Below are 15,067 nucleotides of genomic sequence, written 5' to 3'. Positions count from 1 at the left end.
GATTAATCGATTAAATGTAAAATGGTATCGAGTTTGTTGAGCCGGAAGACAGTTCGAATCAATTTATTAACTCCAGAGAGTTTTAATTGAAGATTTTGAGATTCAAGTGCGGCGTGGTATTTCATCAATTCACCGATGGTTGCACTATCCAAGGACATAGTGATCTCCGAAAAATCGAGTTGAACATCTTCTTTCGAATTTTGAATGGTAGACATAATCCTTTCACGAAACCCACTCAACCCATCGAAAGAAATATCTTCGTTTTTGATTTGAATCACTACTGCCAATGTTCTCTCTTTTTTTTCTGTATTGGAAAATTTGAAAGAATTTTTCATGACAAATGACAAATTCTGTCTTGTTTTTTAGGATTCAAATTGTTGGAATAGCTTCTTACCTATGTCTGTAAGCAATCGCCAAATCAAATTGATCAAAGAAGCGGCCGAGTTACTTGTGATGGAGCACCGCCTAACAACAGATGATGCGGTGTTGGTTATATCTTCTGCACTGAAAAAAGAGTTATCTGCCAGACAAACGACATTTGAAAAACTTGAAAGTGGATCAAAAATCGACAGAACCAGTTTCATTCGAAGTGTTGTCAAACATGTGCAAATCTCTCTAGAAAATAATCCTTATTGGCGTTCTCATAATTTAGACAAATCCATCGAAAACTTTTACCAAGTCCTTCACAAACAATGGGATTAGTTTGCACCTGTTTCTTGATTCATGCCATCTGATTCACAATAGTATAAAGTTGGGAATTCATTCGTTCGGTAAAATTCAAAGGAAAACTTTTGTGTTTCCTTTGGTAAAAAATCTTCTTTTTCTAAAACAACTGTTCCATAATCACTCACCAAATTATCACTTCCAATAATTAAACATTTGATGCGAGTAAAGTTGGCAATGGAAGTCCCTTGGTTTTGGATTTTCCCCGTTAGGAGTGTACCTTTGTTTTTTATTTTTTTTAGTTCTATCGATTTTAGAATCAAATCGGGTCGATTCAAATCTCCCTCATGAGTTGATGCGGTAACTGAAATTTCGTAATGATGGTATTTTGGAATTTTGGACCACAAAACTTCAAATATAACAGATTCATTATTTGCGATTAGATTTTTTTCACCATATCCATCACTGGAGCCAATAGTTGACCCATCCTCATTGAATAAGGTCACAGTGAATTTTGGCATGAGTATGGTAGATCCACTCGTATTGGTAAAGGTTCCTACAAAGTATGAATTTCCAATGGTATCTGGTAATTCATTTGTGTAATAAAAATCACCTTCTGGATGGAATTCTGATGCATTGTTGTTTGGATCGATGATGGTGTTTTGACTCTCGTCTACTTGCGTAGAAGTTGTTGTGATGTTTTGGAATAACGCAGTGAATGTACTCCCAAGGATCATCCACCCAACAACGACAGAAATGATGATGTATTTGTACTTTGTAAAATTAGTTGGATCTGAATTTTTTTGCGTTCCATAAACTTTCGGAGGTGGTGAGTCGTAAATGGCACCTGATGGCAGTTTGTCGAAACAATCAGAACACCGATAAACGGTTGCAGATTCTTGATAAATATTGGTGCTACCACAGCTAGGGCATTGTTTCGATTGAGTCATTTTTTTACCTGGTAAAGGATGGGTTGTCTCTTTTCAGAAATCAAGCGAGAAATTAATTTCATGGGAATACCCTTTGGAAACTTGTTACCATAATTGGCAACATTGCATTTGGTAATGGGTATTGGTCCACAATGCGGAATTGGCAATTGTTGTCACAGTTGGGAATCACAAGTGGATTGGGAATTGCATAGGGTGATGGAGGTAATTCGACAAACGCAAAGGAATGGATGTGGTTCCCAGCCAAAAATGAACTAAAGGCATTCTCTTCTGGATTTTCCTTTAGTAAAAATAGGTTCTTGTTTTGTTCGTTGAGTGGTAAGGCAACAAAAGAAAAATCAGAATTATTAAATACAATTGTTTGTTCAGGGATTTGGTTTAAGCATACCAATGTATTGGATTGGAATTTTGAAATTTTAATCAATTCTTTTGTTTGGTATTGCCATTGGTAGATAGAATAGATCGTGAGGAGTAATACCATAAGGATACCAAAATTATTTCGATGTAATGTTTCGTAAAGATTGGAATGGAGTGACAGAACGTAAAAAGGAACTAAACAAAATAGATATCTAGGTGTATTGTGTCCTCCTGTGTTAGGTGAGGATAGTATGATCACACAAGTAAAAAGAATTAAAATAAAAAATTGTAATTTGAATTGTTTTCGGAAAACAGAAATAACACTTAAAATTAAAAATATAGTGAATGCCGGGATTTGTTCGATTAACAATCGAAATAAATAAACAACGATTTCCGAGTTCAAATGGTATGTGGAGTTTTTAAAAAGCCGAAGGGGTAAAACGGTAGAATATAAAATAAAATTGGTAGTGAGAAAAATAAAAAGAAAGAAACCAAACCACATTAAGTATTGTTTCCAAATGTTTTTCCATTCAAAATAAGAGGGAAGTAAACAAATGACAAAAATAAATTCCGGTCTCATCCAAACTAAAAACAAACTCAGTAAGGATGCGAAGGTAACGTTTTGTCTTTGGAGATTATACAATAAGAGAACTTCTAAGAAAAATATAAAAATTGAATCGTGGATTAAATTGGTATAAATCGAGATCGAAGACCCAAACAAAAGAATAAGAGTGAGTATATGGTCTCGTTTGATTGAAAAAAAGAGCCATATCGCCCAAAAGAAAAGGATGAGTTGGATCAATTGTATCCCTGTTTTTCCTCCGATCCAATAAAAAGGAGAAAATAAGATGGGATATAAATTGGGAAACGTTGAATCGATGTTGGTATTTGTTAGGTGAAAGAATACATTCGGTAAGGGGAAAAATTCTAAGTTCGGGTCAGTGGTGATAAAAGGATAAGGTAGATGTAAAGAGCCTTTCAAAACTTGTTTCAATTGCCATTCAAACAAGGAAAAATCGGAAAATGATATCGTTGGAATTGTTTTGAAGAAAATGTAAAGGATGGCTAAAAAACCAACTCCATATAAGAAACCTATTGCTTTTTTAGAATGGATCATTTGCAATCGAAACTAACACAATTAAATCAATTCAAAGTATCATCAATGAAAAAAGTAGATCCTCAATCAAAATCAAGTTCTTGGTCAAAACTGGGATTATTCCTTTCTGTGATGGTCGTACTATTTTTTGGACTACGTTGGCTCGACCAAAATCAATTCCAATACAATTTGCCTTATGGATATTTCCATTATCCCAAAGAGCAAACAATTCCATTTTTTAGAAAGGGTGTACCGGAACCTGGTAAAATTGGGAAATTTGGAATTCGTGAATCGACTGTAAAAGACAAATCAAATTGCCACGAATTATTTTTAGGAGATTCACAAACGTTTGGTTCTGGTATTTTTTGGAAGGATACTTTTTCGGAAATTCTAAATCGAGAAACAAACTGCCAATGGACAAATGTAAGTATGCCTGGGTTTACCTTGGAAAATGAATATGCAATGTTTCAAGAGATCAAAGACCATATTCCTTTTGAACATGTATATCTAGTTGTGTATGGCAATGATATTTATGAAACAGGAGAGACACCTGATTATATCCACTTTGTAGACAAACAAAAATGGACCACAAAAGTTTTGGGATTGTTTCTCCCTAATTACACTTGGCTCGTATTGAAAAAACAATATTTTGATTCAGTGCAAAAGAGAATGGAAATTGAGATTCAAAAGTTTGCTAATACCAATTACCAATCAGAACAAAGTCCTCCACCTTCCAATGAAGAAGAAACGGGAGAGGAAACATTTCCTTCCTTTCGAACTTTATATTCCATCAGTCCAAATTATTTCAAAGAATCCTTGGATGTGAATTCAGTATCCAATCAAAATTTCCAAAAATGGAAACGTATTTTGTTACATTTGTTTTCAGACTTACAAACAAATCATAAGAAGTTTACAATGATTTATATCCCACTCGATGTGGAATTTGATCCAAAACGATTTGCTGTGTATGAAAAAATTGGATTCTCAATGGATAGAAAATGGTTGGTTGGGGATTCGGAATTCATTCTCGCATTACGAACTTTTAGCGAATCAAACCAGATACAATTGATTGATATGCGTGAAATTTTTAGAAATCAAAATCAACTTTTGCAAAAAGAAGACATCCACTTCAATGAAAAAGCAAATCGTTTGATTGCAGATGCCATCAAACAATCAATGTAATTTTTCTCTAATTCATTTCTAAATTTTTTAGGATAGGGCAGTCGGGTCTATGGTCACCATGGCAATTGTGGACCAAATGTTTTAATGTATCTGCCATATCTTTGATTTGTTTTAATTTTAAATTGAGATATTCAAGGTGTTTTTCGGCAAGTTGTTTCACTTGTCTGCTACTTCTGGATTTGTTTTTCCAAAGCCCTAACAAACTTTTAATGTCTTCCAACGAAAATCCAAGTTCTCTTGATCGTTTGATGAATCGTACATAGTGTACGTCATCGTCCGTGTACAATCGATAACCATTATCATTCCTTCTTGTCTCTGGGATAAGCCCAATACTTTCGTAATGGCGAATGAGTTTGGATGAGACTCCAGATGATTTGGAAAGTTCTCCAATATTCACAATTTTCCTCCTAAAATTTTTTTTAAAAAAAACGTAAAAAAAACGAAATCGCCTATTGACCTTCCAACGATTGGAAGGTTTACACTGGGATTCATGATAACAAAGGAGTTAACATAAAAACAATGAAAAATCTAATCAAAATCACTGTTTTTTCTGCGTTTCTAGCGATCCAACCCATCGCCGCGCACGGAGAACACAAACCAGGTCCAAATGGAGGTGTAATCAGGATGCCTGGAGCATTTCACACCGAAGTTTTGGCCTACCAGAATCTCGGCTTTAAAGTGTATCTTTTGGATATCAACTTTGAAAATCAGACTTCCAAAAATTCGAATGTCAGTGCTACTATTGTGAATGCTGGCAAAGAAGTCAGACTGAAGTGTACTGGTCACCCAGATCACTTTTACTGTGAATTACCAAAAGGGGTCACACTAACAGAAGGAGAGTTACTTCTTTCTCCTGTTTGGAAAGGACAAAAAGGGGCAGAGGTAAAATACAAACTGCCATTAAATGAAATGAAAGAAGAGAAGAAGGAGCACCACCATGGTTAATTATGAAATAGAAGGAATGACTTGTAATCATTGTAAGATGACTGTAGAAAAAATTTTTGCCGAAAATGGCAAAAAAGCAACTGCTGATGTAGATCACGAAATTGTATCAGTGAATGAAACTCTAACAGAAGAGGAGTTGGAAAAACTTCGAAACCGTTTGAGTGAGGATGGTTATACACTTGGAAACGTTAAATAAAACCACAGAACATACGTTAGATCTCTTTGGTATGACCTGTGCGAATTGTGCCCTTCGAATTGAGAAGGGCCTTTCCAAACTCCCCGGTGTATCTGAAGTGAGAGTCAATTTTGCTCGTGAATCGGTTTTCCTAAGAGCAGAAGAACAAATACCAGTTGATACACTCTTAAAAACAGTGGAGTCTCTCGGTTACCAAGCAACGGAACATGATCCAAACAAACAATCAGAAACAGAAAAAAAACAGAAAGATCACATTCGGGTTTTAAAAATTCGATTTATCCTTTCTACACTTTTTTCACTTCCTCTGTTTTATGGAATGGTGACTCATTTCCAATTTTTATCCTTTTTACCAATGCCCCATATTTTGATGGACCGATGGGTGCAGATGATCATCGCAACTCCTGTTCAATTTTTGATAGGGTTTCCATTTTATCAATCTGCTTACCGTGCACTTCGCAATGGAACAGCGAATATGGATGTACTTGTGGTGATTGGAACGTCGGCGGCTTATGGATATAGTATCTTTGGAAAAGATTTATATTTTGAGACTTCAGCTGTCCTCATCACATTTATATTAGGTGGTAAGTGGATTGAACATATGGCGAAAGGGAAAAGTAGTGATGGGATAAAAGCATTACTTTCACTTCGTCCAGAAACTGCTACAGTGAAATCAAACGGAGTTTGGACAGAAGTTCCCAATGAATACCTAAAACAAGGGGACTTGGTTCTAGTCAAAGCTCTGGAAAGATTTCCAATGGATGGGATTGTAAAGGAAGGAGAAAGTTTTGCCGATGAATCCATGTTAACCGGTGAGAGTATGCCAGTGGAGAAAAAACTAGGAGATAAAATCCTTGGTGGAACAGTGAATGGGAACGGCTCACTCGTTGTGAAAGCCATGAAGGTAGGAAATGATACCACTTTATCCCATATCATCAAATCGGTAGAGGAATCTCTTGGAACCAAAGCTCCCATCCAAAGGATTGCAGACCAGATATCAGCTTACTTTGTACCAGTTGTTATTGCCCTTAGTGTCCTAGACTTTCTTGTTTGGTACTTTGTTCTGGCGCCGGGTGAGATCACAAAGGCGATTGAAACAAGTATTGCCATCCTTGTCATTGCATGTCCTTGTGCACTTGGTCTTGCAACTCCGATCTCACTCCTTGTTGGAACGGGAAGAGCTGCCAAACGCGGGGTACTCTTTCGTAGTGCAGAGGCGTTGGAATCAGTATCAAAGATCAATATGATCTTTTTTGATAAAACGGGAACTCTCACGGAAGGAAAACCTAAGATAACAGGTGTTCTCACATCTGGGATATCGGAAGATCAAAAATCTTTAGTTTTTGGGCATGTGCTTGCAATGGAAGAAACATCTGATCACCCTTTAGCAAAAGCCATTTTGGCTTTTGGAAAAGAGAAGGACTATCGATCTGTCGATCTTGGGATCGTAAAAACGATCACTTCTCCTGGTGGAGGAATTCAAACCGAAATTGAAGGTTATGTATATTATGCCGGAAAACAATCGTTTGTGGAAGAAAAGGGGTTTTTTATCCCAGACAGCATTAATACTAGTGTCGAAGAATGGATCCGTGAAGGTGTGAGTTTGGTGTTTGTTGGAATCAAAGGGAAAATCGATGGTATGATCGTTTTTCGCATCGAAGACCAAATCCGTGAATCCGCAAAACAAGCGATTGACGACTTACGTTCCATTGGAGTAGAACCCGTCCTTCTAACGGGAGACAATCCAACAGCTGCCAATAAAGTCGCTAAATCAGTGGGGATCACTGCTGTGTATTCGAGTTTGTTACCTGAAGAAAAAGCAAAGATCATAAAACAACTGAAGGATTCCAATATCCATAGTGCAATGGTGGGAGATGGGATCAATGATGCTCCTGCACTTGCTTCTGCTGGTGTCGGTATTGCGATGGGAACCGGATCAGACATTGCCATCAGTACGGCGGATGTTGTCCTTGTGAATGGTGATATCCAAAGGATTATGGATTTGATCAAAATCGGAAAGGATACAGTTTTAAATATCCGCCAAAATTTTGGTTGGGCACTTGGATATAATTTACTTGGAATTCCGATTGCTGCTTCTGGTTTACTTGCTCCATGGGTGAGTGGTGCTGCCATGGCGTTTAGTTCTGTGTCCGTTGTCTTCAATGCCCTTCGTATGAGTCGATGGAAATAGGATAATAAAAAGAGAAACACTAGGAACCAATTCGTGGACATTCTATTTATAAAACCTCCTTCTGAATGGGAATCTTTTATCAAAGAGTTTTGGGTTTGGAGGGAGGTAAAATCAATCGAATTACCTTGGATCATACCGTCTTACGAATGTGAGATGGTTTTTCATTTGGGAGAGCCACCGATGGTAGAAACAGAATCGGGAGAAACCTTATTATTGCCTAAATCCCATCTGGTTGGTCCACAAACAAGAAGGTGGCGTGTTCTCTCTCCATCTCAGTTAAACTTAGTTTCCATCCGTTTTTATGTGGCATCTCTCTATGCACTCTTTTCTAAACAAGGTCTAAATTTAAAAAATCAATTTCCGGAAATTCCGTATAACGCTGGATTGGTGAAAAGGTTCCAAGGAGCAAAAATGAAGGAAACGGATATCATCCAATCTTTGTCGGAGTATTTAAAGAATTTTCCTGGGAAACAAACAGAAGTTCCGACTTATGTTAGATTTGCCCTTATGGAACTAACTAATCCCAAAACCAGAATCAATTCGGTTACAAAAAAATTAGGCATCTCAAGAAAACAATTGGAACGAAAATTCCAAGAAGTGGTGGGACTCAATCCATCCGAATACCGATCTGTCCATCGTGTGTTATCACTTGTAAGGAATCCCGAACATTACCAAACAAACAATCCAAATCTTCGTCTAACCGATATAGCACAGAATTTTGAATACGCAGACCAGTCCCATTTCAATCATGATTTTAAACGAAATTCGGGAACGATCCCAAAAGATTGGTTTGCCGAATTTGAAAAAATGTCTCATTTTTACAAGCAAACAAACGAGGAAAAGTGATACGATATGGGTATGATCCAAAACATAATCGATTTCGCATTGAAATCAAAATCCAATATTCGGCTTCGCAGTTTGTGTTCTGCTATCTCCCGGGGTGACAGAGATAGTTTTGATTTGTTGTTATCCGATTCAGAATTAAAAAAAATTTGTTTAACTGAGTCCGCTTTACTACTGGGGCTAGCAGTGGTTGAGGTATCTGATCTCTATTTTTTAAAACGCTTACTCGCCATTGGTCTGAATCCTGACGTACCAGATAACATGGGTTTGTATCCAATTCATAAAGCCACAGAAACAGGGAATATCGAAGCAGTGGAAGTATTACTGTATGCAGGTGCAAATCCCAATGCCGCAGATCCGAGTGGTGTCACTCCTTTGCACATTGCCAATAGTTTTGATGGACTTAGCGAATTGTCTGACTTACTCATTCGAATGGGTGCCAATATTTACCAAAGAGACAAACTTGGAAAACGTTATCTGATGTAACGATTCGTTCTTGTCGTACAACTAGGTGTCGAAATCTTTACGATTATGATAGGAACACCATTTACGAAACAGGCAACAAAACTCCTCCTTCTTGGTTCAGGAGAATTAGGGAAGGAGGTAGCGATAGAAGCCAATCGATTAGGTGTCCATGTCATTGCTGTAGATCGTTATCCAAATGCACCTGCTATGCTTGTGGCACAAGAGTCACGTGTCATCAATATGCTCGATCCAAAGGAGCTGGAAGCCACCATACGCGAGTTAAAGCCAAATTATGTTGTGCCTGAAATTGAAGCCATCCATACAGAAACATTAGTCCGTTTAGAGTCCGAGGGATTCAAAATCATTCCCAGTGCCAAAGCTGTCAACCTCACTATGAACCGAGAGGGAATTCGAAACTTCGTAGCAAAAGAATTGGGTTTAAAAACATCTTCATATCTTTTTGCAGATACAGAAGATGATTTTACAAAAGCCATCCATACGATTGGATTTCCTTGTGTGGTAAAACCCATCATGAGTTCTTCTGGGAAAGGACAGAGTTTGGTCAAAACAGAATCAGACATCCACAAAGCTTGGGAGTACGGTCAAACAGGAGGGCGCACTGGTAAAGGGAAGATGATCATTGAAGAGTTCATCTCTTTTGATTTTGAAATTACTTTACTCACAATCCGTCACATTGGTGGCACAAGTTTTTTACCACCAATTGGGCACAGGCAAGTTAACGGGGATTATGTGGAGTCTTGGATGCCCCAACCTATGTCAAACTTAGCATTAGAATCCGCAAAACAAATTGCTGAGAAAGTCACCACAGGTCTTGGTGGTTTTGGAATCTTTGGTGTGGAACTTTTTGTCAAAGGGGACGAAGTGTACTTTAGTGAGGTTTCTCCAAGACCACATGATACAGGACTTGTCACCCTGATCTCTCAAAATATTTCTGAATTTTCATTGCATGCTAGGGCACTTCTTGGCCTACCAATCCCTGAGCTCATATTCCAAACACCTGCTGCTAGTTCTGCGATCTTACTGGAAGGGGATACCAAATCACCAGAATATCGGGGTCTAAAAGAGGCTTTGTCAATTCCAGGAGTTGACATTCGTATTTTTGGAAAACCAGAAGTGGTTGGAAAGCGCCGAATGGGTGTTAGTTTGGCACTTGGCAAAACCATTGAGGAAGCAAAAGAAAAAGCAAATCGTGCAAGGGACTTCATCCAATTAAAAACTTCCTAATCGGTATTTCTGTAAGGATAAATCGATTGGCCAACACAGATTTTATTTCAGTGTTTCGTTTTGGTTGATGGTTTGGGTTTTGAAATTTGTCATTTTGTCTTCATAGATACTTTCTTCTCGGAAGGGGAGAAAGGCATTGTCGTAATGGATGGCAAGGTATTTGGAACTCGGACCAAATCCACGAATGAGTTCTGATTCGATTGAATCAAAATCATAAAACTCGATGGAATCCATATACTGGCCATCATGGAGTAAGTTCAAAAAAATAACAAACTTGCCAGAATGTTTCAAAATCTTCAGAGCAAACAACATTTCTCTCAGTTTCAAAAGATACAAATAGGGGCGTATGTTCCTTGCCATCACCAATTTTTGTTCCGCTTCACTGACATCACGTAACGCCAAACGCAAAAAAGCCTTGGTTTGTGTTTTTTCTTTATCTCTTGCTTTTCTACCGAGTAACTCAAGTTCGCTTCGAACAAGTGTTATGTTTTTAGTAAGGATTTTATCATACAGTTGGATGAGTTTGTATTGTGTGGAACGAACGGCAAGGTAAGCTTCTCCATAATTCCCCTGGATATGAAGGCTTTTGAAACGTAAGTATTCATCGATGATGTTTCGGTATTCTATTTTATCTTCCGCATCTCCTAAATGGATGACACTGGAATCGAGGGAACGAACGAGGAGGTAGTTTTCTTCTGCACCAAAGGCCACTTGTAAGTTTCCATTGGAGTAGGACGAGTCCACTCCTAACAAACAAAGGCCTCCTAGTAAATACAAAAGATAAGTTCGCACAGTACAGTTTCGGCCTTTTAGGTGGCCAAAAAAAGTTCATAATTTCTAACGTTTGTGCCTTAGTGATTATGTCAGAAATTTCTCACTAAATCCTTAAAAAACACATTTGATTCCATTTCTTTCTACTCGTCCTTTCGGATACTTTTTGCATCTTGGTTTTATCTCTACTCTCCCTTCGGAAATTATATGATCAAAATATCTGGCTTAAACAAACAATTCAATGGTAACGTTTTATTTGATGATTTACAATTCAGTGTGAATCGCGGGGAAAGGGTTGGACTTGTCGGTCGTAATGGACATGGTAAATCAACCCTTGTCCAAATCATCCAAGGGAAAACCGAACCCGATTCGGGAAACATCACCATTCCCAAAGGATACCGCATTGGCCACTTGGAACAACATTTAGTCTTCACCAAACCAACCGTACTCGAAGAATGTGCACTGGGTCTTCCTGAAGGGGATGAATACGAGACTTGGAAGGTGGAACGCATTTTATTTGGACTCGGGTTCTCTGAAAAAGACATGGAACGTAGCCCCGAAGAGTTTTCGGGTGGTTATCAAATCCGAATGAACTTGGCAAAACTTTTAGTGTCTGCACCTGATATGCTTATCCTAGATGAACCAAACAACTATTTGGACATTGTCACCATACGTTGGTTAGAGGAATTCCTTAAGGAATGGGAAGGAGAGATCATTCTCATCACACACGATAGAAGTTTTATGGACAGTGTCGTGACACATACAGTCGCCATCCACCGCACAAAGGCAATCAAAGTGCAGGGTGATACTGAAAAGTTGTACACTCAAATCAACCAAGCTGAAGAAATTTATGAAAAAACTCGGTTGAACGAAGCCAAAAAACGCAAACAAGAAGAGATGTTTATCGCTAAGTTTAAAGCAAAAGCAAGTTTTGCAAGTCGCACCCAATCGCGTGTCAAAAAATTAGAAAAACAAGGTGAGATGAAGGCACTTGATACCATCGAAGATATGGAATTATACTTTAATAGTGCGCCATTTTCCGCCAACCAAATGTTAAGCGTAGAAGATGTCTCATTTTCTTATGATGGAAAATCGCCTTATTTGTTTGAAAATTTTTCCATCAGTGTTGGGCCTGAAGATCGGATTTGTATCATCGGAAAAAACGGAAAAGGAAAATCAACCCTTCTCAAATTGATAGCGGGTGAACTCACTCCTGTTTCAGGTAGTGTGAAAAAACATCCGATCTTAAAAGAAGGATATTTTGGACAAACAAACAAACTCAACATGAACGAAAGTAATACGGTTGTCCAAGAGATTATGAGTGCTGATCCCAACTGTTCGGAAGGGAAAGCTCGAAATATTGCCGGTGGTTTGATGTTCTCGGAAGACCTTGCCTTAAAAAGAATCAAAGTGCTTTCTGGGGGAGAAAAGAGCCGAGTATTACTTGGAAAAATCCTTGTGACTCCTTGCCACTTACTTTACTTAGATGAGCCCACAAACCACTTGGACATGCAATCTTGTGACTCCCTCATTGAGGCGATTGATAATTTTGATGGATCTGTGATTATGGTTACCCACAACGAAATGCACTTGCGCGCTGTGGCCACAAAACTCATTGTATTCGATGATGACCGAGTTTTTGTCTATGATGGTGGTTATGACGACTTCCTCAGTGACATTGGCTGGAAGGATGAAACCGTTTGAAACCAATCCTAACTGTAAAACAAGTTTCCAAGTCCTATGACAATGGATTCCAAGCACTCAAATCCGTGAATTGGGAAGTGGGTGAGGGAGAAATCCATGCCCTACTTGGACCGAATGGTGCCGGGAAAACCACTCTGATCAATTTGATCTGTGGCATTGTTTCACCTAGTGCCGGTGAGGTGAAAGTCGCTGGATATGATATCATCCATGATTTCAAAAAAACAAGATCCCTCATTGGACTTGTCCCACAAGAACTCAGTGTCCATGCATTTGAAACCGTTTGGGCAAGTGTGAGTTTTACTCGTGGTTTGTATGGAAAACCAGCCAATCCTAAGTACATCGAAGAAGTATTAAAATCCCTTTCCCTTTGGGACAAAAAAGACCAAAGGATCATGACATTATCTGGTGGGATGAAACGACGAGTATTGATCGCCAAAGCATTGTCACACGAACCAAAAATTTTGTTTCTGGATGAACCAAGTGCGGGTGTGGATGTGGAACTCCGTAAGGATATGTGGAAGATTGTAGAATCCCTTCGTAAAAATGGAGTTACCATCATCCTCACAACCCATTATATCGAAGAAGCTGAGTTAATTGCCGACCGTATCTCTGTGATCCGTAAGGGAGAAATTTTCCTCACCGAAAACAAAAACAAACTCATGAAACAATTGGGAACCAAACAATTGCGGATCGAATTGAAAAAGTCTGTAAAATCCATCCCAAAGTCGTTATCAAAGTACAAACTTGAACTTTCTGATAACAATTCAGCCATTGTATTCACTTACGATCGTTCTGATGATAGCAGTGTGATGACCAAACTTTTGGATGATCTCAAAAAAGAAAAAATCCAATTCAGTGATTTGAGTACAAAACAAAGTAGCTTAGAAGAAATTTTTGTTCAATTATTACAGGAGACCGTATGAATTTCCATGCCATCCAAGCAATTTACCAATTTGAAATGGCTCGTACATTTCGTACGTTATTACAAAGTATAGCCTCTCCTGTTTTATCCACATCTTTGTACTTCATTGTATTTGGATCTGCGATTGGGTCTCGGATCCAAGAAATTGATGGAATCCATTATGGAAGTTTTATTGTACCAGGCCTTGTGATGTTGTCACTCCTCACGGAAAGTATCTCCAATGCATCCTTTGGGATTTATTTTCCCAAGTTCAATGGAACCATTTATGAAATCCTTTCGGCACCTGTGACCATGTGGGAAGTGGTGATTGGGTATGTGGGAGCTGCGGCAACTAAATCACTGATGCTCGGGATTTTAATGCTTATCACTGCTTCTTTTTTTGTTCCCATTCGCATTGACCATCCATTCCTGATGGTATTTTTTCTCTTACTAACCTGCATTAGTTTTAGTTTGTTTGGGTTTGTGATTGGGATTTGGGCAGACAGTTTTGAAAAACTACAAATGATTCCGATGCTTGTCATCACTCCTCTTGTATTTCTCGGTGGGAGTTTTTATTCCATCCAAATGTTACCCAGTTTTTGGCAAAAAATCAGTATGTTTAACCCCGTATTGTATTTGGTGAGTGGGTTTCGTTATAGTTTTTTTGAACGAGCGGATGTTGCTTTGTCTGTGAGTATTGGGATGATCCTTGTGTTCCTTTCGGTTTGTTTGGCAGTCACATGGCTTATCTTTCGCACTGGGTACAAAATCAAAAATTAAAATCCCTAGAATCTTCGATTTGTACTCTCCGCTTCACCTTAGGAACCCAACCAACTATTTGGTGAGGATCCTAAGGTCTGCAACTAACCTCTGTATATCGCCCGTACCTTTGGCGCGGTAAATCCCCCGGAGGTATTTGTTCCCATCAAATAAAAAAATATTTTCGGTATGAACAAATTCGTATTTGTTTTTTTCCACAGAAAATCCTTCTACTTCCGCCCCACATGTGTTTTTGGCAAACGATTCAATGTCCAAAAGTTCCCCTGTATAAAAATTCCAGTTTGGATTTTGGATTTTATAGAGAGTGCGGTACTTGGAAAGAACTGCGGGTGTGTCTTCTTTGGGATTGATGGAGATAGAACTAATTTCCAAGTCTTTGAATTCGGATAACTGTGGTTCGATTTGGATGATATTTTTTGTAATCATTGGACAAATCCCACGACAGGTTGCATAGAAGAAAACAACCAAACTGATTTTAGGTGAATGTTCTCTGAGCTGAATTTGGTTTCCCAAATGGTTTGTGAGTTTGAACCCTTCGGGGATTTGGTGTAAGTTAGAGGTTTCGTTTGGAACTTTTGTCCAAATGGGATCAAAGTCTTTTCCTGAAAAATAAGGCAAAGAATCCGTCTCGGGAGAAGACTGGTTTTCCTTACAATTTCCCAAAACAAACAAACTCACCAAACAGAAAAGAAAGATGGAAATGGTTCTAAGAATCGATTTCTGAAAAAAGAGATTTGGTTTCATCAACTTATGGTTTGGTTTTGTTTCATTCATTTGCAAAAAG

The 15,067-nt window shown here is 38.4% G+C and carries 17 protein-coding genes; 11 read left to right on the top strand and 6 right to left on the bottom strand.

What is annotated here, in order from left to right; translation table 11 throughout:
* Positions 1–2 precede the first annotated feature (2 nt).
* Positions 3–335 carry an STAS domain-containing protein gene (locus ND812_RS16255; RefSeq protein WP_100716593.1) on the bottom strand — a complete coding sequence of 111 codons (333 nt, stop codon included), beginning with the start codon at positions 333–335 and terminating at the stop codon, positions 3–5.
* 61 nt (positions 336–396) lie between these two features.
* On the opposite strand from ND812_RS16255, the gene ND812_RS16250 reads away from it, so the two are divergent.
* Positions 397–702, top strand: a complete 306-nt coding sequence (locus ND812_RS16250; RefSeq protein ID WP_265357105.1) for a hypothetical protein — start codon at positions 397–399, stop codon at positions 700–702.
* Here the strand turns inward: ND812_RS16250 and ND812_RS16245 are convergent.
* Both ND812_RS16245 and ND812_RS16240 read right to left on the bottom strand, forming a co-directional pair.
* Positions 699–1,613, bottom strand: coding sequence for a hypothetical protein (locus ND812_RS16245; RefSeq protein WP_265376400.1), 915 nt, complete (start codon positions 1,611–1,613; stop codon positions 699–701). The genes ND812_RS16250 and ND812_RS16245 overlap by 4 nt on opposite strands.
* Before the next feature lie 58 nt (positions 1,614–1,671).
* The gene (locus ND812_RS16240) at positions 1,672–3,084 is read right to left on the bottom strand and encodes an LA_3751/LA_3752 family putative glycosyltransferase (protein WP_265376399.1); all 1,413 of its coding nucleotides are present in this window, start codon (positions 3,082–3,084) and stop codon (positions 1,672–1,674) included.
* A 45-nt stretch (positions 3,085–3,129) separates the two neighbouring features.
* On the opposite strand from ND812_RS16240, the gene ND812_RS16235 reads away from it, so the two are divergent.
* Positions 3,130–4,245, top strand: coding sequence for an SGNH/GDSL hydrolase family protein (locus tag ND812_RS16235; protein WP_265376398.1), 1,116 nt, complete (start codon positions 3,130–3,132; stop codon positions 4,243–4,245).
* Positions 4,246–4,252: 7 nt separating this feature from the next.
* Here ND812_RS16235 and cueR read toward each other — a convergent pair whose 3' ends face one another.
* Positions 4,253–4,642 carry a Cu(I)-responsive transcriptional regulator gene (gene cueR / locus ND812_RS16230; RefSeq protein WP_265376397.1) on the bottom strand — a complete coding sequence of 130 codons (390 nt, stop codon included), beginning with the start codon at positions 4,640–4,642 and terminating at the stop codon, positions 4,253–4,255.
* A 122-nt stretch (positions 4,643–4,764) separates the two neighbouring features.
* Here cueR and ND812_RS16225 point away from each other — a divergent pair, with 122 nt between their 5' ends.
* The 6 genes from ND812_RS16225 to purT are packed head-to-tail and all read left to right on the top strand — an operon-like array spanning position 4,765 to position 10,127.
* Positions 4,765–5,190, top strand: a complete 426-nt coding sequence (locus ND812_RS16225; protein ID WP_265376396.1) for a hypothetical protein — start codon at positions 4,765–4,767, stop codon at positions 5,188–5,190.
* Positions 5,183–5,386 carry a heavy-metal-associated domain-containing protein gene (locus ND812_RS16220; RefSeq protein WP_265376395.1) on the top strand — a complete coding sequence of 68 codons (204 nt, stop codon included), beginning with the start codon at positions 5,183–5,185 and terminating at the stop codon, positions 5,384–5,386. Before ND812_RS16225 ends, ND812_RS16220 begins: the two co-directional genes overlap by 8 nt.
* The gene (locus ND812_RS16215; RefSeq protein ID WP_265376394.1) at positions 5,358–7,574 is read left to right on the top strand and encodes a heavy metal translocating P-type ATPase; all 2,217 of its coding nucleotides are present in this window, start codon (positions 5,358–5,360) and stop codon (positions 7,572–7,574) included. Before ND812_RS16220 ends, ND812_RS16215 begins: the two co-directional genes overlap by 29 nt.
* Before the next feature lie 33 nt (positions 7,575–7,607).
* The gene (locus ND812_RS16210; RefSeq protein WP_265376393.1) at positions 7,608–8,420 is read left to right on the top strand and encodes a helix-turn-helix domain-containing protein; all 813 of its coding nucleotides are present in this window, start codon (positions 7,608–7,610) and stop codon (positions 8,418–8,420) included.
* A gap of 12 nt (positions 8,421–8,432) precedes the next feature.
* Positions 8,433–8,903 (top strand): ankyrin repeat domain-containing protein, encoded by a 471-nt coding sequence (locus ND812_RS16205; protein ID WP_265376392.1) that lies wholly within the window; start codon positions 8,433–8,435, stop codon positions 8,901–8,903.
* A gap of 45 nt (positions 8,904–8,948) precedes the next feature.
* Complete coding sequence (gene purT / locus ND812_RS16200; protein WP_265376391.1) at positions 8,949–10,127, top strand: formate-dependent phosphoribosylglycinamide formyltransferase; 1,179 nt, start codon at positions 8,949–8,951, stop codon at positions 10,125–10,127.
* A gap of 42 nt (positions 10,128–10,169) precedes the next feature.
* On the opposite strand, the gene ND812_RS16195 is transcribed toward purT, so the two are convergent.
* The gene (locus ND812_RS16195) at positions 10,170–10,919 is read right to left on the bottom strand and encodes an adhesin OmpL37 family surface protein (protein WP_265376390.1); all 750 of its coding nucleotides are present in this window, start codon (positions 10,917–10,919) and stop codon (positions 10,170–10,172) included.
* 186 nt (positions 10,920–11,105) lie between these two features.
* Between ND812_RS16195 and ND812_RS16190 the strand changes: the two genes are divergently transcribed.
* From ND812_RS16190 to ND812_RS16180, 3 genes are read left to right on the top strand one after another with little or no spacing between them, the layout of a single operon-like run.
* Positions 11,106–12,602 (top strand): ABC-F family ATP-binding cassette domain-containing protein, encoded by a 1,497-nt coding sequence (locus tag ND812_RS16190; RefSeq protein ID WP_265376389.1) that lies wholly within the window; start codon positions 11,106–11,108, stop codon positions 12,600–12,602.
* The gene (locus ND812_RS16185) at positions 12,599–13,525 is read left to right on the top strand and encodes an ABC transporter ATP-binding protein (protein ID WP_265376388.1); all 927 of its coding nucleotides are present in this window, start codon (positions 12,599–12,601) and stop codon (positions 13,523–13,525) included. The genes ND812_RS16190 and ND812_RS16185 overlap by 4 nt, the downstream gene beginning before the upstream one ends.
* The gene (locus tag ND812_RS16180; RefSeq protein WP_100716582.1) at positions 13,522–14,283 is read left to right on the top strand and encodes an ABC transporter permease; all 762 of its coding nucleotides are present in this window, start codon (positions 13,522–13,524) and stop codon (positions 14,281–14,283) included. The genes ND812_RS16185 and ND812_RS16180 overlap by 4 nt, the downstream gene beginning before the upstream one ends.
* 54 nt (positions 14,284–14,337) lie before the next feature.
* Here ND812_RS16180 and ND812_RS16175 read toward each other — a convergent pair whose 3' ends face one another.
* Entirely contained in the window at positions 14,338–15,057 is a 720-nt protein-coding gene (locus tag ND812_RS16175; RefSeq protein WP_265376387.1) for an SCO family protein, read from the bottom strand.
* Positions 15,058–15,067: the final 10 nt, after the last annotated feature.

This window comes from Leptospira limi, from assembly GCF_026151395.1.
GTDB lineage: Bacteria > Spirochaetota > Leptospiria > Leptospirales > Leptospiraceae > Leptospira_A > Leptospira_A limi.
Note: the sequence above shows the minus strand (reverse complement) of the source record. Positions and strands in the feature narration are given on the sequence as shown.

Excerpts from the sequence above, each read along its gene's own strand:
- ND812_RS16250 (WP_265357105.1), top strand. The coding sequence starts at position 397 with ATGTCTGTAAGCAATCGCCAAATCAAATTGATCAAAGAAGCGGCCGAG.
- ND812_RS16205 (WP_265376392.1), top strand. The coding sequence starts at position 8,433 with ATGATCCAAAACATAATCGATTTCGCATTGAAATCAAAATCCAATATT.
- ND812_RS16190 (WP_265376389.1), top strand. The coding sequence starts at position 11,106 with ATGATCAAAATATCTGGCTTAAACAAACAATTCAATGGTAACGTTTTA.
- ND812_RS16175 (WP_265376387.1), bottom strand. The coding sequence starts at position 15,057 with ATGAATGAAACAAAACCAAACCATAAGTTGATGAAACCAAATCTCTTT.
- ND812_RS16255 (WP_100716593.1), bottom strand. The coding sequence starts at position 335 with ATGAAAAATTCTTTCAAATTTTCCAATACAGAAAAAAAAGAGAGAACA.
- ND812_RS16180 (WP_100716582.1), top strand. The coding sequence starts at position 13,522 with ATGAATTTCCATGCCATCCAAGCAATTTACCAATTTGAAATGGCTCGT.
- ND812_RS16235 (WP_265376398.1), top strand. The coding sequence starts at position 3,130 with ATGAAAAAAGTAGATCCTCAATCAAAATCAAGTTCTTGGTCAAAACTG.
- ND812_RS16225 (WP_265376396.1), top strand. The coding sequence starts at position 4,765 with ATGAAAAATCTAATCAAAATCACTGTTTTTTCTGCGTTTCTAGCGATC.
- ND812_RS16215 (WP_265376394.1), top strand. The coding sequence starts at position 5,358 with ATGGTTATACACTTGGAAACGTTAAATAAAACCACAGAACATACGTTA.
- ND812_RS16245 (WP_265376400.1), bottom strand. The coding sequence starts at position 1,613 with ATGACTCAATCGAAACAATGCCCTAGCTGTGGTAGCACCAATATTTAT.
- ND812_RS16240 (WP_265376399.1), bottom strand. The coding sequence starts at position 3,084 with ATGATCCATTCTAAAAAAGCAATAGGTTTCTTATATGGAGTTGGTTTT.
- purT (WP_265376391.1), top strand. The coding sequence starts at position 8,949 with ATGATAGGAACACCATTTACGAAACAGGCAACAAAACTCCTCCTTCTT.
- ND812_RS16220 (WP_265376395.1), top strand. The coding sequence starts at position 5,183 with ATGGTTAATTATGAAATAGAAGGAATGACTTGTAATCATTGTAAGATG.